Origin of the sequence: Musicola keenii (genome assembly GCF_014855505.1) — a bacterium.
Taxonomy (GTDB): domain Bacteria; phylum Pseudomonadota; class Gammaproteobacteria; order Enterobacterales; family Enterobacteriaceae; genus Musicola; species Musicola paradisiaca.
The window spans coordinates 35966-58756 of sequence record NZ_JAAWVW010000015.1; the positions used below are offsets into that span (position 1 = coordinate 35966).

The 22791-nt window shown below is 56.6% G+C and carries 15 protein-coding genes; 5 read left to right on the top strand and 10 right to left on the bottom strand.

The genetic code is table 11. From position 1 onward, the window contains the following. Positions 1-53 precede the first annotated feature (53 nt). Positions 54-2807, top strand: a complete 2754-nt coding sequence (barA, locus tag HEP82_RS14950; RefSeq protein ID WP_192458813.1) for a two-component sensor histidine kinase BarA — start codon at positions 54-56, stop codon at positions 2805-2807. Between the two features lie 106 nt (positions 2808-2913). Here the strand turns inward: barA and HEP82_RS14955 are convergent, their stop codons facing one another. The 6 genes from HEP82_RS14955 to HEP82_RS14980 form a co-directional block, all read right to left on the bottom strand. Continuing rightward, the gene (locus HEP82_RS14955; protein WP_192458814.1) at positions 2914-4056 is read right to left on the bottom strand and encodes a glycerate kinase; all 1143 of its coding nucleotides are present in this window, start codon (positions 4054-4056) and stop codon (positions 2914-2916) included. A gap of 102 nt (positions 4057-4158) precedes the next feature. Then, positions 4159-5049 carry a 2-hydroxy-3-oxopropionate reductase gene (gene garR / locus HEP82_RS14960; RefSeq protein ID WP_243061616.1) on the bottom strand — a complete coding sequence of 297 codons (891 nt, stop codon included), beginning with the start codon at positions 5047-5049 and terminating at the stop codon, positions 4159-4161. 190 nt (positions 5050-5239) lie between these two features. Continuing rightward, positions 5240-6010: a 2-dehydro-3-deoxyglucarate aldolase gene (garL, locus tag HEP82_RS14965; protein ID WP_192458816.1), complete on the bottom strand. Its 771-nt coding sequence runs from the start codon at positions 6008-6010 to the stop codon at positions 5240-5242. Positions 6011-6062: 52 nt separating this feature from the next. Beyond that, positions 6063-7403 (bottom strand): glucarate dehydratase, encoded by a 1341-nt coding sequence (gene gudD / locus HEP82_RS14970; RefSeq protein WP_192458817.1) that lies wholly within the window; start codon positions 7401-7403, stop codon positions 6063-6065. Between the two features lie 17 nt (positions 7404-7420). After that, entirely contained in the window at positions 7421-8782 is a 1362-nt protein-coding gene (locus tag HEP82_RS14975) for an enolase C-terminal domain-like protein (protein WP_192458818.1), read from the bottom strand. A 22-nt stretch (positions 8783-8804) separates the two neighbouring features. Then, positions 8805-10157, bottom strand: a complete 1353-nt coding sequence (locus HEP82_RS14980) for an MFS transporter (RefSeq protein WP_192458819.1) — start codon at positions 10155-10157, stop codon at positions 8805-8807. A gap of 530 nt (positions 10158-10687) precedes the next feature. Between HEP82_RS14980 and garD the strand changes: the two genes are divergently transcribed. From garD to HEP82_RS15000, 4 genes are all read left to right on the top strand, one after another. After that, a complete protein-coding gene (gene garD, locus HEP82_RS14985; RefSeq protein WP_192458820.1) occupies positions 10688-12262 on the top strand; it encodes a galactarate dehydratase in 1575 nt (524 codons plus the stop codon). 802 nt (positions 12263-13064) lie between these two features. Beyond that, a complete protein-coding gene (locus HEP82_RS14990; protein WP_192458821.1) occupies positions 13065-14600 on the top strand; it encodes a methyl-accepting chemotaxis protein in 1536 nt (511 codons plus the stop codon). Positions 14601-14740: 140 nt separating this feature from the next. Beyond that, a complete protein-coding gene (locus HEP82_RS14995) occupies positions 14741-15124 on the top strand; it encodes a FlxA-like family protein (protein ID WP_192458822.1) in 384 nt (127 codons plus the stop codon). A 220-nt stretch (positions 15125-15344) separates the two neighbouring features. Further along, positions 15345-15731, top strand: coding sequence for a FlxA-like family protein (locus tag HEP82_RS15000; RefSeq protein WP_192458823.1), 387 nt, complete (start codon positions 15345-15347; stop codon positions 15729-15731). Between the two features lie 187 nt (positions 15732-15918). Here HEP82_RS15000 and HEP82_RS15005 read toward each other — a convergent pair whose 3' ends face one another. From HEP82_RS15005 to glnE, 4 genes are all read right to left on the bottom strand, one after another. Then, entirely contained in the window at positions 15919-16131 is a 213-nt protein-coding gene (locus HEP82_RS15005) for a DUF3820 family protein (RefSeq protein WP_192458824.1), read from the bottom strand. A 4-nt stretch (positions 16132-16135) separates the two neighbouring features. Continuing rightward, on the bottom strand, positions 16136-18172 hold the full coding sequence (ligA, locus tag HEP82_RS15010) for an NAD-dependent DNA ligase LigA (protein ID WP_407938297.1): 2037 nt from the start codon (positions 18170-18172) through the stop codon (positions 16136-16138). Between the two features lie 29 nt (positions 18173-18201). Continuing rightward, positions 18202-19629, bottom strand: coding sequence for a bifunctional D-glycero-beta-D-manno-heptose-7-phosphate kinase/D-glycero-beta-D-manno-heptose 1-phosphate adenylyltransferase HldE (gene hldE, locus HEP82_RS15015; RefSeq protein ID WP_192458826.1), 1428 nt, complete (start codon positions 19627-19629; stop codon positions 18202-18204). A 215-nt stretch (positions 19630-19844) separates the two neighbouring features. Continuing rightward, complete coding sequence (glnE, locus tag HEP82_RS15020) at positions 19845-22694, bottom strand: bifunctional [glutamate--ammonia ligase]-adenylyl-L-tyrosine phosphorylase/[glutamate--ammonia-ligase] adenylyltransferase (protein WP_192458827.1); 2850 nt, start codon at positions 22692-22694, stop codon at positions 19845-19847. Between the last annotated feature and the right edge of the window lie 97 nt (positions 22695-22791).

Below are 22791 nucleotides of genomic sequence, written 5' to 3' on the forward strand. Positions count from 1 at the left end.
TCATTGATGATTTAATGGATTAGTCGGCCTCAATTCTCCCACATTGGAACCCCATGACCAAATACAGTCTGCGCGCACGCATGATGATACTGATCCTGGCCCCCTCACTCGTTATAGGGTTGTTACTCAGTAGCTTTTTCGTCATTCACCGCTACAACCAGCTACAAAATCAATTGGCCGAAACCGGCATCAGCATTATCGAACCGCTGGCCGTCAACAGCGCTTACGCCGTCTCGCAACGCCAGCTTGAGCCGTTGCAAACACTGATCAACGTGCTCCACCGCCACCATTCCGATATCGTGCACGCTATCAACGTATACGATGCCGGCAACCAGCTTATCGCATCCAGCAATCCGCACCCGTTCAGCGCAAAAATCCAATTGCCGCCGGGCGCGCCCATACCCGACGCCCTGCTGTTGCAGCAGGATAACGACAATCTGATTCTGATGGCGCCGATGGAGCAGAACAATCGGGGCGCCGACATGCCCGCCATGAAGCGACCGCCGCTGGGATACGTCGCAATCGAACTCAACCTGAGCGCCATCCGGCTGCAGCAGTATCGTGAGATGTTCATAGCGGCATGCCTGCTGCTGGCGTGCATGGGAATAGCCCTGTTGCTGGCCTACCGTCTGATGCGGGATGTCACCATTCCCATCCGCAACATGGTGGAAACCGTGGATCGCATCCGCCGCGGTCAGTTGGACAGCCGCGTAGAGGGCCGCATGCTGGGGGAACTGGACATGCTGAAAAACGGCATCAACTCGATGGCGATGTCGCTGACGGCGTACCATGAAGAGATGCAGCAGAATATCGATCAAGCCACCTATGATCTGCGTGAAACGCTGGAACAGATGGAGATCCAGAACGTCGAACTGGATCTGGCCAAAAAACGCGCGCAGGAAGCAGCGCGCATCAAATCCGAGTTTCTGGCCAATATGTCCCACGAACTGCGCACGCCGCTTAATGGCGTCATCGGGTTTACCCGTCAAACGCTGAAGACCCCGTTGACCCCGACGCAGCAAGACTACCTGCAAACCATCGAACGTTCCGCCAACAATCTGTTGAATATCATCAACGACGTACTGGACTTCTCCAAACTGGAAGCAGGCAAGCTGGTGCTGGAAAACATCCCGTTTTCACTGCACAACACGCTGGATGAAGTGGTGATGCTGCTGGCCCACACCGCCCACGAAAAGGGGCTGGAACTGACGCTCAACATCCAGCACGACGTGCCGGAACAGTTCATCGGCGACCCGTTGCGGTTACAGCAAATCATCACCAACCTGCTCGGCAACGCCATCAAATTTACCGAGCAAGGCAACATCGATATCCGTATCGAGAAACGCAAACAGGAGCAGCATCAGGTTCTGCTGGAGATCCAGATCAAGGATACCGGCATCGGCATCGCCGAAATTCAGCAGGCGCAGTTGTTTCAGGCATTCCGGCAAGCGGACACCAGCATTTCCCGCCGTCACGGCGGTACTGGGCTGGGGCTGGTGATTACCCAGAAACTGGTGCGGGAAATGGGCGGCGACATCAGTTTCCACAGCAAACTGAATCAGGGAACCACCTTCTGGTGCACCCTCAAACTGCAACTCAATCCGCATGTACTGGAGCCGAATCACCCTTTCGACATGCTGAGAGGCAAAAATCTGGCCTATGTGGAGAGTAACCCCACTGCCGCGCAGGCGACGCTGGATATTCTGGTGCATACGCCGCTGACGGTCAGCTACAGCCCGACGCTGGAACAATTACCGAACCGCACCTTCGACATCCTGCTGGTCGGCGTTCCCATCAGTTACCGCAATACCCTGCTGGACTTCACGCCGATTATCCGCGAATTCTGTCGTCTGGCGCCAAACGTTATCTTGGCGCTGCCGAGCCTGGCGGAAATGGACGCTGAACAGTTGAAATCCTTCGGTATCCATGCCTGCCTGAGCAAACCGATTACCGCCCCCCGCCTGTTGACGATACTGCAGGACAACCGGCTGTTCAGCCGCAGCGCCGCCGTGGCCACACAACCCGTCCCGCATTCTCAGTTGGAACGCCTGTCGCTGACCGTGATGGCGGTGGACGATAATCCGGCCAACCTCAAGCTGATCGGCGCCCTGCTGGAGGAACAGGTGGAAAATATTATTTTGTGCGACAACGGCGCCGAAGCCGTCGCCAAAGCGAAGAAAAACGCGCTGGACGTCATCCTGATGGATATCCAGATGCCGGGTATGGACGGGCTGCAGGCCAGCGAACTGATCCACCAAATTCCACTGCATCGCAACACGCCCATCGTGGCAGTCACTGCCCATACCATGAACGGCGAACGCGAGCAGTTGCTGAAATCCGGTATGGACGACTATCTGGCGAAACCGATCGACGAGCACATGCTGCGGCAAGTGCTGCTGCGCCGCATGTCCCGCCAGGAACCGACGGAATTGCCCGCCGCGACGCCGAATCCGGAAGCGCCCTCACTGTCTCTGGACTGGGATCTGGCATTACGGCAAGCGGCGCGCAAACCCGATTTGGCCCGCGACCTGCTGGGCATGTTGCTGGCGTTTCTGCCGCAGGTACGTCAACAGGTCGATCAGGTGTTGGACGGCTGCCCGCCGGACGACATGCTGGATCTGATCCATAAACTGCACGGCAGTTGTAGCTATAGCGGCGTCCCACGCCTCAGGCAAATCTGTCGCTGCATCGAACAGGAACTGCGTAAGGGCACGTCAGTGACTGATCTGGAGCCGGAATGGCTGGAACTGATCGACGAAATGGCCAACGTGGAAAACGCGGCTCGCAAGCAAATGCAAAAGATTTAAGCGCGACACGGGGCTCAGGACGAACCCCGCTTTAGAGCAGACAAGATGACCTGCCTGACGGCAACAGCTGCCGGCGACTGCACAAGCGGTTCACCGGCGAAAGCGGTCAGACCAGCGCCTGGCCAATCTTGAGCGTAGCGGCAATATTGCGCGCCGCCATACGGACATTGTCGGCGGCGTTGTCCAACGCCTCTTCCAGCGAGCAAATGTTGTACAGCACGCTGAAAACCGCATCCAAACCATGCTCGTGTACGATACCGACATCGGCGCTCAGGCTGCCGGCGATACCGATGACCGGTTTGTTGTAACGTTTGGCGACCCGCGCCACCCCAATCGGCACCTTACCGTGGATAGTCTGACTGTCGATGCGGCCTTCGCCGGTAATCACCAACGACGCATCCTTAACCAGCGCATCCAGGCCCAGCGCCTCGGTCACGATCTCAATCCCGCGCCGCAGCTCCGCGCCGCAGAACGCCTGCAAGGCAGCCCCCATCCCCCCGGCGGCACCCGCGCCCGGGACGTGTTCCACATCCATATCCAGCTGGCGGCGGATCACCCCGGCATAATGTTGCAACGCCTGATCCAATTGAGCGACCATATCGCGGGTAGCGCCCTTCTGCGGGCCGAACACCGCAGACGCGCCGTGTTCGCCGGTCAGCGGGTTGGTCACATCGCAGGCCACCTCAAACCGGCACTGCCGAATACGGCTATCCAGTGCGCTGAGATCGATATGCGCCAGACGGGCCAGTTCCGCACCGCCGAATCCCAGCGGTTGTTGCTGGTCGTCAAGCAACCGGGCGCCCAGCGCCTGCACCATACCGGCACCGCCGTCATTGGTGGCGCTACCGCCGATACCGATGATGCAATGCCTGACACCGTGATCCAGCGCGCAGCGGATCAATTCGCCCGTACCATAACTGGTGGTCAACAATGGGTTGCGCTGATACGGAGGCACCAGTTCCAGACCGCTTGCCGCCGCCATCTCGATAAACGCCGTTTGTTCATCACCCGACAACCCAAAAAAGGCTTCAATCTCATCACCTAACGGGCCGGTGACGTTCACTCTGACAATCTTACCGCGAGTCGCCGCCACCATGGCTTCCACGGTTCCCTCTCCCCCGTCCGCAACAGGCAGTTTGACGTAGCTGGCTTCAGGAAAGACTTCCCGGAATCCGGCCTCGATCTGCGTTGCGACTTCCTGTGCGGACAAGCTCTCTTTATAAGAATCCGGTGCGATAACTATTTTCATAAACTACCCGCGTCATCAACTACCCGTGCGCTGCTGAACCGGCGCTCGTTAACGGTATGCCGCTAACCAGGCGGCGCATGGATACCCGCGCCGCCGGGCTAACTATCGAGTCACTTCAACCTTGGCCAGCTTCTCGTAGTAACGAGCCAGCGCACTGTGGTCGGCGGAGCCGAGATCGTCGGCCTTCAGCGCCTGCATCATTTCCATCACCGCCGCCGTCAGCGGCAACTGCGCGCCCACGCCATGAGACGTATCCAGCGCGTTCGCCAGATCCTTGATGTGCAGATCGATACGGAAACCCGGTTTGAAGTTACGATCCATCACCATCGGCGCTTTGGCGTCCAATACAGTGCTGCCGGCCAGTCCGCCGCGAATCGCCTGATACACCAGATCCGGGTTCACGCCGGCTTTGGTCGCCAGCACCAGAGCTTCGGACATGGCGGCGATATTCAGCGCCACGATGACCTGGTTGGCCAGTTTGGTGACATTACCCGCGCCGATATCGCCGGTATGCACCACGGAGCCGGCCATCGCTTTTAATACGTCATAGCAGCGGTCGAAAATCGCTTTGTCGCCGCCGACCATCACGGACAGCGTACCGTCGATGGCTTTCGGTTCGCCGCCGCTTACCGGCGCGTCCAGCATGTCGACGCCTTTTTCCGCCAGCGCGGCGGCAATTTCACGGCTGGCCAACGGCGCGATGGAGCTCATATCAGCCACAATCGTCCCTTTACGGGCACCCTCGATAATGCCGTTTTCGCCCAGTACCACTTCTTTCACATGCGGTGAATTGGGCAGCATGGTGACGATGATGTCGCTCTGCTCAGCCACTTCCTTCGGCGTGGCGGCGGCGCTAGCGCCTGCGGCGACCACTTCGGCAACGGCTTCGGTATTACGATCCAGTACCACCAATGAGTAACCTGCTTTGATCAGGTTTTTGCTCATCGGTTTACCCATAATTCCCAGCCCAATAAATCCAATTTTCATCGTGATAACCCCATTGTCTGATGCGTTTATCAATCTATCGTCGCCGGGAAGCCTCGCTCCCGGCGGCCTATTTATGCGGCCGTCATCCCCGTCAATGCGGGTATCTCCCGACGGCCTGCCGGTGGTGTTTACAGCCAGTGCCACTCACGGCAAATCAGCCTTCGTCCGGCAACACCGGGCGGCTGCGTTGTTGGGTTTACTGCTTGAACTTATCGCACAGCGCCTGCGTCGCGCCGCGGAATACACCCAAATCGCTACCGACGGCGACGAACCGAGCGCCCCATTCCAGATAACGACGGGCATCCGCTTCCACCGGCGCCAGAATGCCGCTCGGTTTGCCGTGCGCGGCGGCGCGTTCAAAAATGTGGCGGATCACCTTCTGGACTTCCGGGTGATTGGGCTGCCCCAAATAACCCAGCGCAGCGGACAGGTCGCCAGGGCCGACGAAGATGCCATCCACGCCATCAACCGCGGCGATGGCGTCCAGGTTATCCACCCCTTCCTGACTCTCGATCTGTACCATCACCGTAATGTTGTCGTTGATGGTGGCAAAATAGTTCGGCTCGGTACCGAAAGCATTGCTGCGGTGCCCCACGGAGACGCCGCGGATACCCGCCGGCGGATAACGGGTCGACGCGACCGCACGGATGGCTTCTTCTTCGGTTTCCACAAACGGGATCAAGAAGTTGTAAAAACCGATATCCAGCAAGCGCTTGATGACCACCGGCTCATTACAAGGCGGGCGGACTACCGGCGCGCTGTGGCTGCCTTTCAGCGCCATCAACTGCGGAATAAAGCTGAGTACGTCGTTCGGCGCGTGCTCTCCATCAAGCACCAGCCAGTCAAATCCCGCCAGCCCCAGTACCTCGGTAGAAATGGGATTGCCCAGCGCGCACCAGCAGCCGATCAGGGTCTTCCCTTGCCGTAAATCCTGGCGAAATTGATTAGGTAACAGTGGCGTCTTCATGTTTTGTCCTTATTTTTTCCGCGCCGCCCCGCAGGACGGCGCACATCATGGATTAACGAACCAGACAGGGGCGTTTGTTATCGAACGTCCAGCCGGGAACCAGATACTGCATGCCGACGGCGTCGTTGCGCGCCCCCAGCCCCATGTTTTTGTACAACTCATGGGCCTTCATCACCTGCGCCATATCCAATTCAACGCCCAGACCCGGTTTTTTCGGCACTTCCACCATGCCGCCGACGATCTGGAACGGTTCTTTGGTCAGACGTTGGTTGCCTTCCTGCCAGATCCAGTGGGTGTCGATGGCGGTGATATGGCCCGGCGCCGCCGCCGCGACATGGGTGAACATCGCCAGCGAAATGTCGAAATGGTTGTTGGAATGCGAACCCCAGGTCAAACCCCATTCATGACACATCTGCGCAACGCGCACAGAGCCTTGCATGGTCCAGAAATGCGGATCCGCCAGCGGGATATCCACCGACTGCAAGGAGATGGTGTGCCCCATCTGACGCCAGTCGGTAGCGATCATATTGGTCGCGGTCGGCAGGCCGGTGGCGCGACGGAATTCCGCCATCACTTCACGGCCGGAGAAACCCTGCTCCGCGCCGCACGGGTCTTCGGCATAAGCCAGCACGCCACGCAGTTGTTTGCCCAGGCGAATCGCTTCATCCAGCGACCAGGCGCCGTTTGGATCCAGCGTAATACGTGCCTGCGGGAAACGTTTGGACAACGCCGTGACCGCCTCCGCTTCTTCGCTGCCGGCCAGTACGCCGCCTTTCAGTTTGAAATCATTGAAGCCGTATTTTTCATAAGCGGCTTCCGCCAGACGCACCACCGTTTCCGGTGACAACGCTTCTTCATGACGGAGACGATACCAGTCACATTTTTCATCCGGCTGGCTCTGATACGGCAGGTCGGTTTTGTTGCGATCGCCGATGTAGAACAGGTAGCCCAACATTTCCACCGCATCGCGCTGTTGACCATCGCCCAGCAGTGCTGCGACCGGCACATTCAGAAATTGCCCCAGCAAATCCAGCATGGCCGCTTCGATACCGGTCACGACGTGGATGGTGGTACGCAGGTCGAACGTCTGCAGGCCACGACCGGAAGCATCGCGATCGGCGAACTGATTACGCACGGCAGTCATGACATTCTTGTATTCACCCAGCGTTTTGCCGACGACCAACTGAGCGGCATCTTCCAGCGTCTGACGGATTTTCTCACCGCCAGGGATTTCACCCACGCCGGTATTACCCGCGTTATCCTGCATAATCACGATGTTACGGGTAAAATACGGCGCATGCGCCCCACTCAGGTTCAGCAGCATGCTGTCATGGCCGGCCACCGGAATCACCTGCATATGGGTAATAACGGGCGTGGTACTTTGTGAAGCCATTGTGCGTGTCCTCTGTGTTAAAACTTGGAATTCGTAGGAATTTCACGCCCGAAAACCGGACGTTTGCGATCAAATTTCCAGCCGGGGATCAGGTACTGCATCGCAGCGGCATCATTGCGCGCGCCGCTCGGCAGTTTCTTATGCAGCTCGTGCGCCTTCATCACCTGTTCCATATCCAGCTCGATACCCAGCCCCGGACGATCCGGCACTTTGATCTTGCCGTTGACGATCTGCAGCGGTTCTTTGGTCAGATGCTGACCTTCCTGCCAGATCCAATGGGTATCGATAGCGGTCGGTTTTCCCGGTACCGCAGCGCCAACATGGGTAAACATCGCCAACGAAATATCAAAGTGGTTGTTGGAATGGCAACCCCAGGTCAGGCCCCAGTCGTCGCACAGCTGCGCAACGCGCACTGCGCCGTGCATGGTCCAGAAATGCGGATCCGCCAGCGGGATATCCACCGCCTGCAACATCACGGCATGGTTCATTTCACGCCAGTTGGTGGCGATCATGTTGGTGGCAACCGGCAGACCGGTGGCACGCCGGAATTCGGACATCACTTCGCGGCCGGAGAAGCCCTGCTCGGCACCGCACGGATCTTCCGCGTAGGTCAGAACGTCTTTCATGTCCCGGCACAGACGGATCGCCTCATCCAGCAACCAGGCGCCGTTGGGGTCGACGGTGATACGGGCATCCGGGAAACGTTTTTTCAGCGCTTTAACGGTGTCGATTTCCAGCTCGCCCGGCAGCACGCCACCTTTCAGTTTGAAATCTTTGAAGCCGTAGCGATCGGCCGAGGCTTCTGCCAACCTGACGACAGCCTCGCTGTCCATCGCTTTCTGATGGCGCAGGTGGTACCACTCATGACCGCCGGTTTCGCCCGCCAGATACGGCAGGTCGGTTTGGGTGCGATCGCCGATGTAGAACAGGTAGCCCAGCACCGTGACTTCATCCCGCTGTTTGCCCGGCCCCAACAGTTCGGCGACCGGTACCCCCAGATGCTGTCCCAACAGGTCCAGACAGGCGGCCTCCAGCGCTGCCACCGCATTCACCCGCAGCTCGAACGTCCAGGCACCTTTGCCGAACGAGTCGAAATCGGAAGACTGGTTCCCTTTGTGGATCTGGTGCACCAGGCGGTTCATGCGCGCCACCTGGTTGCCCACCACCTGGGGAATGGCGGCCGTCAGCGTGTTGTAAATCACCTCGCCGCCGGGCGCTTCGCCCACGCCGGTATGCCCGGCGCTGTCCGTCAAAATGACGATGTTGCGGGTGAAATAGGCGCCGTGGGCGCCGCCGATATTCAGCAACATGCTGTCATGACCGGCCACCGGGATGACCTTCATGTCAGTAATAATTGGGGTGTCCTGAGTGCTACTCATGCTTTTCTCCTTATCCCTTGAATCAGTTGTTTCTATACGGTTTCAATTCGACACGCTTGATGTCCTGAACAATGAACAGGAAGCTCAAAATCGCGACGAAGGCATGAACGCCCACATACACCAGTCCGCCGTTGAAAGAACCGGTAACACCTACGATATAGCCGATGGCGATCGGGGTGACGATGCCGGAGATATTGCCGAACATGTTGAACAGACCACCGCTCAGACCGCTGATTTCCTTCGGTGCGGTATCCGCCATCACCGCCCAGCCCAGCGCACCAATGCCTTTGCCGAAGAAGGCCGTCGCCATCACCGCGATAACCACCCACTCGGTGGAAACATAGTTACAGATCACCATGGACATGGAGAGCAGCATCCCCAGCACAATTGGCGTCTTACGCGCAATGTTGAGCGACTGGGTGCGACGCATCAGGAAGTCGGAAATCACACCGCCCAGCACACCACCGACGAAACCACAAATTGCCGGGATCGAGGCGACAAAACCTGCTTTCAAAATCGACATGCCGCGCGCTTGCACCAGGTACACCGGGAACCAGGTAATAAAGAAGTACGTCAGCGCGTTGATACAGTATTGACCGAGATAGATCCCCAGCATCATGCGGGAGGTCAGCAGTTGTTTAATCTGGTGCCATTTTTCCGCACCGGAGACTTTGGCCTTATTCGCCGCAGCATCCATGTTGACCAGCGCGCCGCCCGCTTCGATATATTCCAGCTCAGCTTTGTTAACGCTCGGATGGTCTTTCGGATCGTGGATAACCTTCACCCACAGGAAGCTGATGATGATACCCAGGCCGCCCATGAACCAGAACACGTGCGACCAACCGACGGCGTGCGTCAGCCAGCCCATGATCGGTGCAAAAATGACCGTGGCGAAATACTGCGCCGAGTTAAAGATGGCGACAGCGGTACCACGCTCCTGAGCCGGGAACCAGGCCGCGACGATACGGCTGTTACCAGGGAAGGACGGAGATTCACAGATCCCCACCATAAAGCGCAGCATAAACAGGGAAATGACGATGGCCGAGCCGTGGAATAAATCCACAAACCCCTGCAACAGCGTAAACAGTGACCAGGTAAAAATACTCCAGAAATAAACCCGTTTGGATCCGAAGCGGTCGAGCAACCAACCACCAGGAATCTGACCAATTACATAGGCCCAGGAAAAGGCAGAAAAGATATATCCCATGCCGACGGCATCCAGACCTATCTCCTTCGACATGGCCGAGCCGGCGATGGAGATGGTGGCGCGGTCGCCATAGTTGAATGACGTGACGATAAACAGCATCACGACAATCCAGTAACGGGCATTCGTTTTCTTTTGTATTACGCCTGCCGTTGTGCTGGCTGTATTCATAATGAACTCCTACTGGTATAGCGGTTAGCTCATTCATTCCGAATAACAAAACAGTGTAGGGTCGGTTATCAGAATGAAATCGAGTGTCGATATTGGTTTTAATGTTGAGCAGAGCAAAAAGTAGAACAGCGAAAATAAACGACGATGACCTCTTCGACTTCGAGAGAAATTATAAAAGCAGCGGTTTGGCGGCTCACTAGATAAACGCCCAAGAATCTACAGGGTAGACAAAAGAAGTTATGGCAACCGCCCAAGCGCCTGGGAGTTATTTCACGAAACCGACGTATCGGGCGTTATCATTGGAAAATGTGATGGCCATTTCAGGTGCCAAAGACAGCGCACCTGGAATGTGATGACTCTCACTCAGGGTTGTTTTTTCGCACGATAAATTGAGCCGAAGTCTGCGGGATGTCATTCAATTGCATAATGCCGGTGTATTCCCCGCTCATTTATACTGGCACGGAGCAAAGAAATAAGTAGCATCCGCAGTGAAAGTAAGCTGTATGTCATAATTATGAAAGGTTTGCATCATGTTAAATGATACAGAAAACCGGGCGGCACAGGATCGGCCGCTTTATATCAAAGTGCACGATTCAGATAATGTGGCCATTGTCGTCAACAATAATGGGCTACGTGCCGGAACGCGATTTCGTTGTGGTCTGGAGCTGACGGAGCATGTACCTCAGGGCCATAAAGTGGCATTGTCCGATATCGCCTGCGGCGCATCGATTGTTCGTTACGGCGAAATCATCGGTTACGCCGTGAAAGATATTCCCCGGGGAAGTTGGATAGACGAATCACTGGTGGAATTGCCCAAAGCACCCGCGCTGGACACCCTCCCGCTGGCAACCAAGGTACCCGAACCATTGCTGGCGCTGGAAGGTTATACCTTCGAAGGCTACCGCAATCCGGACGGCAGCGTCGGCACCAAGAACATGCTGGGCATTACCACCAGCGTGCACTGTGTAGCCGGCGTAGTGGATTACGTGGTCAATATCATTGAACGGGACTTGCTACCACGCTATCCAAACGTGGATGGCGTTGTCGCGCTCAACCATCTCTACGGATGCGGCGTCGCCATCAATGCCCCCGCCGCCGTGGTGCCAATCCGCACCATCCATAACCTGGCGCTCAACCCCAATTTCGGCGGAGAGATTCTGGTCGTCGGGCTGGGTTGCGAAAAACTCCAGCCGGAACGCCTGTTGCAAGGGACGCCGGATGCACAGCCAATTTCGCTGGACGACGCCAGCATTGTGCGTTTGCAGGATGAGCACCATGTCGGTTTCAAAGCCATGGTGGACGATATCCTCGCCATGGCGGAGAAACACCTACAACATCTGAACCAACGTAAACGGGAGACCGTTCCCGCCTCCGAGCTGGTCGTCGGTATGCAATGCGGTGGTAGCGATGCCTTTTCCGGCGTCACCGCCAATCCGGCGGTCGGCTTCGCCTCCGACCTGCTGGTGCGCTGCGGCGCCACCGTTATGTTCTCGGAAGTGACGGAAGTTCGCGATGCTATCCATCTGCTGACGCCTCGTGCCATTAACGAAGAGGTGGGCAAACGCCTGCTGGAAGAAATGGCCTGGTACGATAATTATCTGGACAGCGGCCAAACCGACCGCAGCGCCAACCCCTCCCCCGGCAACAAAAAAGGCGGGCTGGCGAACGTGGTGGAAAAAGCGCTCGGTTCGATTGCCAAATCCGGTAACAGCGCTATCGCTGAAGTGTTGTCCCCCGGACAGCGCCCCACCAAACGTGGCCTGATTTACGCCGCTACGCCCGCCAGCGACTTCGTCTGCGGCACGCAGCAAATGGCGTCGGGCATTACGGTACAGGTATTTACCACGGGGCGCGGTACGCCTTACGGCCTGAAAGCGGTGCCGGTTATCAAGATGGCGACCCGTTCGGCATTGGCGGAGCGCTGGCACGACCTGATGGATATCGACGCCGGCACTATCGCCACCGGCGAAGCCACCATTGAGCAGGTGGGTTGGCAGTTGTTCCAGTTCATTTTGGATATTGCCAGCGGCAGGAAACAGACCTGGTCTGATCGATGGGGCTTGCATAACGCCTTGTCAGTCTTTAACCCGGCACCCGTGACGTAATCCCGACGGCCCCCCGAATGTGATGTGCTTTCGGGGGGACTGGCGGATGGTCAGGCAATCGGCGCCGGTTTCGCGCACATTTGCTCTGTGCCTGTCATATTTGAGTTGTCGCTGTGGGCTTTATGACTCGGCCCATCTCTGGGGTTGCCCTTGAGGCCACAGCACGTATGTTCCCATCGTTCCCAGTGGATTCGTCGCGCCCCCGCATCACGGACTTGTTACATTTCTGCGTCGCGAATTATTTAGGGCATAACAGATTGGCAATACGTGAAGCATTTAACTCTCCGGAGAAGAGGCCATAAAATAACGCCGATGTCATCAATACTTATTTACCCCGTCATTTATTCTCAGAGCACATATTATTATTAATACTTATTTATAAATCCCCCGCGATCATTAACATTTGCGCTGCGATTTATTCATCATGAATGATGACCTATTCCTGTCATAACAATGTTAATAACAAATTTAATTTGTAGTTCTTTTATTAAGAAAAAAAACCGCCGGTGGCTATAACACAGATCTGGATTAATGAATCATTTAAAAAAAGAGTAATTGCGAATGATTGTATTGACAATAACCAGATACGATGCATAAATTCCGCCTGTAAAAAATAAAAAATATTTTACTTCAGGGCAGATTGTAAAAATCGTGCCCCGGTTACGCCAACGCATATGTTGGCTTTTGGCGTAATTAAAAAGCCACCTCTTAACCTGTGACTAAATCTGACCATCATGTAATGGGTGGTCAGCTGCAACGTGTTTCACAGTATTGGTTCAATATATAGACATCGGGGTTTCTCATGAGAGTCAATTCACCTGTCACACAACAGGAGCATGTGCTGGATGCCAACACGACATTGATGTCAACCACGGATGTAAACAGTCACATTACTTATGCCAATTCCGCGTTCATTCGCATCAGCGGTTTTGATGAAACCGAATTAATGGGCGAGCCGCACAATGTTGTCCGCCATCCGGATATGCCCATCGAAGCATTTGCCGATATGTGGTACACGCTACAACAGGGCGACAGTTGGACCGGGCTGGTAAAAAACCGGCGAAAAAACGGCGACCATTACTGGGTTCGCGCCAATGTGACGCCGGTTTATCATAACAACCGGTTGACCGGTTATATCTCTGTTCGCAATCCCCCGACGCAGGAAGAAGTCCGGCAAGTAGAGCCTTTGTATGAGGCCGTGCAGAACAAGCAAGCGCGCAACATCAAGTTCTACAAGGGTCTGGTTGTTCGCACCGGCGTGTTGTCCATTTTATCCCTCTTTCAAAAACTACCGGTCAGTTGGCGGCTGCGTGCCGCTGTTTTCGCCAGTGGCATCATTCCGGCAGCGCTGGCACTGTACGGTGTCAACGCGGTAGCCATCGCCGTCATCGCCATACTGCTGATCGGTGGATTAGATGTATTCCTGCAGCGCCATATCGCCGTTCCGTTGAAAACCATTCTGCAGCAGGCTCAGCAGGTAGTCTCAGGCCGCAAGTCGGACAATATCCGCTTCAACCGCGTCGATGAAATCGGGCTGCTGATGCGGGTCGTCAACCAGTTCGGTTTGAACCTGCATTCGTTAGTGGATGACGTCGGCACGCAAATCAATGGGATGCAGGATGTTTGCCAGCAATTGGTCGACAATAACGAAGCATTGAGCCGCCGAACCGAAGAAACCTCCATGAACTTGCAACAGACCGCCGCAGCCATCGAAGAGATCACCGTCGCGGTACAACAGAGCGCGGAAACAGCGACACAAGCGACGCACATGTCGGAAAGCGCCAGCCAGTCGGCACGAAAAGGCGGAGACATCATGCAAGAGACGATTAACATGATGGAGGATATCTCCAGTGCCAGCCGTAAGGTGGTTGATATTATTGGCGTTATTGACAGCATCGCGTTTCAGACTAATATTCTGGCGCTGAACGCGGCGGTGGAGGCCGCTCGGGCTGGCGTACAAGGGCGTGGTTTCGCGGTCGTCGCCGCGGAAGTGCGCAGCCTGGCCCAGCATTCCGCTTCCGCCGCCAGAGAAATCAAAACGTTGATCGACGCCAACATGACCAGCGTCATGAACGGTAACGCCCTGGTGGAAAAAGCCGGCAACCATATCAGCGATATCGTGAACGAGGTGCATCAGGTCGCGACCATGATTCGGGAGATCAGCAACACCACGCAGGAACAGACTTCCGCGCTATCGCTGATTAATGATTCCATCGCTCAGATTGAACAGATGACGGCGGGAAATACCGACATGGTGGAGCAATCGATGGAAGTGGCGGCCGGCCTCAATAGCCAGGCAACCCGTCTCACCGACGCTATTCACGTTTATGGTAAATAAAGAATCAGGTTATGGTAAAAAACCCAGCGGCAACAAATATAAACATCGCCAGCTTATAAACAAAGAGTCTTAATTAAACAATATTACTTGCCGAAAATGACTAAGCACCCTGGTGCAATAATTATATCAAGGGAGGAAACATGGCCAGTATCAGCGCGGTTTCTTCGAGCAGTAGTTCATCGAGCACCAGCTCGACCAACTACACGCAGAAGATTAACCAGCTAAACCAGAAGCTGCAGAAACTGACTCAGCAACTTAAAGAAGTCAGCAGTTCCAGCTCCACTGACACGACTGGTGTTGCTCAAACTCAGCAAGAAGCCATCCAGCAGCAGATCGAAATGATCGAAGCACAGATCCAGCAACTTGAGAGTCAGCAAGCCCAACAGGCCCAGCAAGCCCAACAGCAGCAAACGATGGATTCTGAGGAAGACAGCCTTTCCACATCTTCCGATTCAGACTCCGCCAAGAAAACTGAGGGCGTAAACCTGGCCAGCGGCGAAAACCAGATCGATATTTATATCTAAAGACACTCATCACCGAGGCATAACCTGGTTATGCCTTTTTCTTCTTTGTTGCTCTTCCTACCCACCCGAACGTAATAATAACCGTTGGAAAGCAATATCCCTTTACACTTATCCCCCCACCCTGACAAACGCACGACAGGATACAGATAAGTCTTAACCTTCTCGCGAAATTGTATGTTCTATAATCAATACAAGAGAAAGGCCAGTGGGAGGAATCCATATGTCAGGTATCAGCGCCGTATCTTCGATAACGTCTTATAACGGAATATCTGATGACCAGAGCAACAGTCAGCTGATTGCGCGACTACAGCAAAAGATACAGCAACTCACCAGCCAGCTTGCCGGGTTAACGTCTTCGACGGACGATACATCTAAAACGCAGGCGCAGGTCGTGGAATCTGAAATTCAATCGCTGGAAGCGCAACTGTCGCAACTGCAATCACAGCAGTCCCAACAAAATGTCGGCAACAGTTCGGAATTGGCCGCCGCGGTGAACGACAGTAGCGCAGGTCAGTCCTCCTCTGGCGGCAGCATCAGTATCAGTTCGATTATTGCCGACGGTGTTAATCGCCCGACGGAAAACAATCTGGTCAATGTGTATATCTGACCGCATCCATCGTATAAAAAAATCGCGCTCCATGGAGCGCGATTTTTTTATCGATAACGGGAAGCGGGATGCCCTCGGCTGCATTGCGGCCCATCATTCGCCGAGGCAGTAACCGCAAAATGTTAATGCGCACCGAGGCCGCCTTGATAGCGGTCGAACCCGATACCGCGAATAACAGCGGCGACGTCTAACGCTTAAGCGGCTTGACCAGCCCTTGCAAGCCTTCCATCTTGATCGCCAGCGTGATTTGCATCAGCTCACCCAAGCGCCCAACCGGAAATTCGCCTTTACGGGCAAACCACAGCAAATACTCTTCCGGCAGGTCGATCAACGCTCGCCCCTGGTATTTGCCAAACGGCATTTGCGTATTGGCAATAGCCAGTAAATCGTCCTTTTCCATCAGCTTACTGCCCCAGCAGCCGCATCATTTCCGCTTCATCAATCACGTCGATCCCCAGCTCCTGTGCTTTCGCCAGTTTGGAGCCTGCCGCCTCGCCCGCGATCACCAAATCGGTTTTCTTCGACACACTGCCGCTGACCTTCGCACCCAGCGCCGTCAGGCGATCTTTCGCCTCATCGCGGGACAACAGGCTGAGCGACCCCGTCAGCACCACGGTTTTACCCGCGAACGGGTTATCCAGCGTCCCTGAGTCGACCACCACCGGATCTGGCCAGCGCAGACCAACCTCCGGGCCGATCAGATCGCGAATCACCTGCTGGTTATGTTCCTCATCCAGAAAATGCCGCACGTGCGTCGCCACCACGATGCCGACATCCGGTACCTGCTGCAGCGTTTCCAGATCTGCGGTCATCAGCGCGTCCAGCGTTCCGAAGTGCGCGGCCAAGCCAGCGGCCGTCGCTTCACCGACATCCCGAATGCCCAACGCATACAGGAAACGGGCAAACGTGGTGGTTCTGGCTTTGTCCAGCGCATTCACCAGATTCTGCGCCGACTTCGGCCCCATACGCTCCAGGCGGGTAAGAATGCCGATGTCCAGACGAAACAGATCCGCCGGCGTCTTGACGTATTCTTTTTCGACCAACTGGTCGATAATTTTATCGCCCATCCCTTCCACATCCAGCGCACGGCGGGAAACGAAGTGCTTGAGCGCCTCTTTACGTTGTGCGGCGCAGAACAAGCCGCCGGTGCAACGAGTCACCACTTCACCGTCCACCCGCTCAACATCGGAACCGCAAACCGGGCACTGCGTCGGAAACACTACCGGGCGTGCATCCGCCGGGCGCTCCGGCAATACCACGCTGACAATCTGCGGGATCACATCACCAGCACGTCGAACGGCAACGCGATCGCCAATCCGGATCCCCAACCGGTCGATCTCATCCGCATTGTGTAAAGTGGCGTTGCTGACGATAACGCCCGCCACCGCCACCGGCTCCAATCTGGCAACCGGTGTGATGGCGCCGGTGCGCCCTACCTGAAACTCCACATCGCGCAGCCAGGTCAGCTGTTCCTGCGCCGGGAATTTGAACGCCACAGCCCAACGCGGCGCACGCGCGACAAACCCCAGCCGTTCCTGCAACGCCAAATCATCGACTTTGATCACCACGCCGTCGATATCAAATCCCAGCGTATCGCGTACCGCTTCTACATGCTGGTAAAACGCCAGCACCTCATCACCGCCGGTACACAATCGGATACGATCACTGACCGGCAACCCCCACTCGCGAAACCGCATCAGTCGCTGCCAGTGGCTGTCGGGCAATGAACCGCCCTCCATCAACCCCACGCCGTAGCAGAAAAACGTCAAGGGACGTTTAGCGGTAATGCGCGGATCGAGCTGACGCAACGAGCCTGCCGCCGCATTACGCGGATTGGCAAACACCTTGCCGCCGGTACGGCGCGCCTCGTCGTTGAGCGCCTCGAAGCCTTTATGCTTCATAAACACTTCTCCGCGCACTTCCAGGCGACGCGGAATATTGTCACCCTGCAACCGCAGCGGTATCGCACCGATGGTACGGATATTGGAGGTGATATTTTCACCGGTGGAACCATCGCCGCGCGTCGCCGCGCGCACCAGCACGCCGTCCTCGTACAACAAACTCACCGCCAGGCCGTCCAGCTTCAGCTCGCAACAAAACCTCAGGGCATCGTCGCTTTTCAACCGATCGCCGATACGTTTCACGAAAGCCTGAAAACTCTCTGCGTCAAATACATTGTCCAGCGACAACATCGGGACTTCATGTTGAACGTTATCGAACCCCGCCAACGGCGTCGCCCCCACCCGTTGGGTCGGCGAATCCGACGTCACCCACTCGGGATGCGCCTGCTCCAGCAGCTTCAGCGCGTTCATCAGCTTGTCGTATTCCGCATCAGGAATTTCCGGGGCATCTTCGACGTGATACTTGTATTCGTGATAACGCAGCTGGGCACGCAGCGCATCAATCTGCACTGCGGCGGCGGAAGCATCATTTATGGGCATCGGCTTTTTTTCTGACATGATACCGCCCGTTAGTCTCGGGTCAGGATGGTGTTGATAATATTGGTCGTCGAGCAACCGTCTTCAAAATTCAGCACCTGCACGTCGCCGCCATTCGCCCAAACCTCTTTGCTACCGGCGATATCTTCCGGTTTATAATCGCCGCCTTTCACCAGAATATCCGGCAACACGTCGGCAATCAGGCGCTGCGGCGTGTCCTCTTCAAACGGTACCACCCAGTCCACCGCCTCCAGCGCACCCAGGACGATCATTCGTTGCATCAGCGGATTGATCGGCCGGGTCGGCCCTTTCAGACGGCGAGTGGAGTCATCGCTGTTGACCGCGACGATCAGGCGATCGCCCAGACGACGGGCATTCGCCAGATAAGATACATGCCCGGCGTGAAGAATATCGAAGCAACCATTGGTCATCACGATCCTTTCGCCGCGCTGACGGGCCAGCGCCACCGCCTGTTTGAGCTGTTCTTCGGTCATCACGCCAAAGCCGGTATCGGCGCGGCCACGCACCGCGTTCTCCAGTTCAATCGGGCTGACGGTGGATGTCCCCAACTTACCGACCACCACGCCTGCCGCCGCATTAGACAGAAAACAGGCTTCTTCCAGCGGTTTACCCGCCGCCAGCGACGCCGCCAGCACACCGATCACCGTATCACCGGCGCCAGTCACGTCATAAACCTCCTGCGCCTGTGTCGGCAGATGCAACGGGGTTTTGCCGGGTTGCAGCAGCGTCATGCCTTGCTCGGAGCGAGTAATCAATAACGCGGAAAAGTCAAAATCCGCCAGCAGCTTCATACCGCGCGCCACCAGATCGTCTTCGTCTTTGCAACGGCCGGCCACCGCCTCGAACTCCGACAGATTCGGCGTCAACAGCGTCGCACCGCGATAGCGGGCGAAATCGGTGCCTTTCGGGTCGATCAGCACCGGCACGCCGGCGGCGCGCGCCAGTTGGATCATATTCTGCACATGCGCCAACGCGCCCTTGGCGTAATCGGACAGCACCAACGCGCCGATTTTCGGCAACGCCTGCTGAATACGATCAAGCATCGGTTGCGGATCAACACGCTCAAAGCCTTCTTCAAAATCCAGCCGGATAAGCTGCTGATTGCGGGAAAGTACGCGCAGTTTGGTAATGGTGGGATGGGTCGGAACGGAAACAAAATCACACTTCACGTTCACTTCGTTCAGCCTGGCGCTGAGGGCGCGGGCAGCATCATCAATGCCAGTTAGCCCCACCAGCCGGGAACCGGCTCCCAGCGCGGCAATGTTCATTGCCACGTTCGCCGCACCGCCGGGACGTTCCTCAATGGTATCCACTTTGACCACCGGCACCGGCGCTTCCGGAGAAATACGGCTGGTCGGCCCATACCAGTAGCGATCCAGCATCACATCGCCCACAACCAACACCGCAGCATGACGAAAATCGGGTAGCGTAACTTTCATTCCCTGGCTCCAAAAACAGGTTCATTTTTAACGCGCGCTATACTACCACAGCTCACACAACGACACCGTTTTCCGCACGAAAATCCGCGCACCAACAGGAAATAACCGGCCGGCGTCAAATGCTGAAACCAGAGCGAAAGGCCGTTACCCTAAGTCCGAAAACCCACCCCGACGTTGTACGCCAGCCAACGAACGGCGCAGCGCCGGTGACGGGGTCAATCCAGCCAGCGCGCCCAACTCTGTTGCACCTGATGGCGTTCAGCGCAGAACTGATCAGCGCTCACCCTGCCGGGCAACTCCTGCAATGCCAGATGGTGGATTTCATCGCGCATAGTGATATAAGCCAAACGCAAGGCATCGGCTTCTTCGTCGGCCATCACGTCATGCTGCGCCATCAGTTCCAGAATACGCACATTATCGGACCAGCGCGTCAGCCTCGGCTCCTGCGCGGCGTAACGCAACATCAGATACTGCGCGATAAATTCGATATCGGTAATCCCGCCGGCATCGGCTTTGATATCGAAGCTGGCGGCATCTTTGCTGCCGTGATGCTGACGCATTTTTTCCCGCATCTCCCGCACTTCGGTACGTAGCATCTCGGCATCGCGCTCACGACACAGGATCTGCTGGCGAATGCGATCGAATTGCTGCTGGATGGCAGGTTCGCCGTATACCACTCTAGCGCGCACCAGCGCCTGATGTTCCCAAGTCCAGGCTTCGTGCTGCTGATAATCTTCAAACGCTTCCACCGAACTCACCAGCATGCCCGCTGCGCCGGATGGCCGCAGCCGCGCATCCACCTCGTATAGAATGCCGGACGACGTCCGGGTGCTAAACAGATGCATCACCCGTTGCGCCAGCCGCAGGTAGAACTGGCGGCCGTCGATGCTGCGCTCGCCGTTCGTCACCGCATCGGTCGGGCAATCGATCAGGAACACCAGATCCAGATCGGAACTATAGCCCAGTTCCCACCCGCCCAATTTACCGTACCCCACCACAGCGAAACCGCGCCCCACCTCCTCGGTCAGGTGAGACGGCTGCCCATAACGCGCCACCATCTGGTTCCACGCCTGTTGCACCACGGCGGCGATGATCGCCTCCGCCAGATAGGTTAAGTGATCGCTCACTTTCATCACCGGCAATGCACCCGCGATATCCGCAGCGGCAATACGCAAATGCTGGGCCTGTTTGAACTGGCGCAACGCCTCCAGCTGTTGCTCTTCGTCTTCTTCCGGTACACGCATCAGATACTGGCGCAGTTCATCGGCATAGGCGTTTGGCGCCGTGGGTTGATACAACGTGGCGGGATCCAGCAACTCATCGAGCAACAGCGGGTAACGCGCCAGTTGGCTGGCGATCATCGGCGAAGCGGCGCACAGCCGGATCAGATGCTTCAGCGCCGCACGGGACTCCAGCAACAGTTCCAGATAAGTGGTTCGGGTCACAATCCCTAGCAGCAGTGGCGTAATACGGGTAATGATCACATCCGCCTGCGCATGGCGGCAGGCTTCAGCCAACAGCGCGGGCATTAAATGATCGAGCACATCCCGGCCGCGGGGGCCGATAGTGCGGCGCGCCAGTTCGTTACGGAAATCCTGTATCCGGAACAACAGGTTCTCTCTCACCGCTACCGTTAACTCCGGCGTGAGAGTCGCCAGCTCATCGCCGTCCAGCAGATCCTGCCACAGGCTGTTGTAATGGCTGTGCTCCGGGGTTTCACTGCCGTCCGGCGCATCATCGCCAATCAATTCGTCGAACACCCGGCGTACCGCCGACATCTTCTGATGTAAACGTTCACTTAGCTGTGTCCAATCCGCACACGCCATTCCCCAGGCCAATCGCGCCTGGTTCAGCGCATCCTCCGGCAGGGTCTGGGTCTGCTCGTCGGCGATCGACTGCAACAGGTTTTCCAGCCGCCGCAGAAACAGGTAAGCGTCGCGCAAACAACCGACTTGCTCAGACGTCAACAACCCCAACGCCTCCACCTGCACCAGCGTCGGCAACAGCGAACGCCGTTGTAGCCCTGGCTCGCGTCCGCCGCGGATCAACTGGAACACCTGGGTAATAAACTCGACCTCGCGGATACCGCCCGCCCCCAGCTTGATGTTGTTGCGTAAATCACGGCGACGGACTTCGCGGGCAATCATGCTCTTCATATTGCGTAGCGACTGAATCACGCTGAAATCGATATACCGGCGGAACACAAAGGGCCTGAGCATATTGGTCAGTTCCTGGCTATAGGCGTCTTCGCTACCGCCCATCAGACGCGCCTTCACCATGGCGTAACGCTCCCAATCGCGCCCCTGCTCCTGATAGTAATCCTCCAACGCGGCGAAGCTCATTACCAGCGGGCCGCTGTCGCCAAACGGCCGCAGACGCATGTCTACCCGGTAGACAAAACCATCTGCGGTTTGTTGATCGAGCGCTTTGATCAGGCGCTGTCCCAGGCGGGTAAAAAACTGCGCATTGTCCAGTTCACGCCGTCCGCCACGGGTTTGTCCGTTTTCCGGGTAAGCAAAAATCAGATCGATATCGGAAGAAAAGTTCAGTTCGCCGCCGCCCAGTTTGCCCATCCCCAGAATCAACAGCGGTTGCGGCGCGCCTTCGGCATTGCACGGCGTCCCCCATTCCCGGCAACAAAGGTCATACAGCCAGTCACGCGCCGCCACGATCAGCGTTTCCGCCAACACGCTCAATTGGGTCAGTGTCTGTTCCGTGGTACTGATGCCGAGCCACTGTCCCCAGGCGATGCGCACCAGCATCCGTCGGCGGAACACACGTAAAACCCGCATCAGCGCATGTTCATCAGCCACATCGCCGGTTTCCGCCGCCAACCAGTCAGCATACTGCCGCCACTCGTCCGGCTGCGGCGCCTGCTGCAACAACGCTTGTCCCCAAGCAGGATAGCGGCCCAACGCCTCGACGACGAAGTCGCTGTTCGCCGCCACGGCGCCGGCGTCCGGCGGCAATGTTTCCGCCATGTCGGTTAGCCGCGAAACTGCCCGGCGGGCCTGTTCAATCAAAGGGGCAGACAAAGGAAACTGCGGTCTGGAGTGACTGGGCATAACGATATCCTTGTAATAACGTCCGGTTGTCGCCGTGGAGCAAGGCGGCATCTGCAGTGGAATAGGCGGCGACGGGGCCATGTAAAGCACTGCCGGG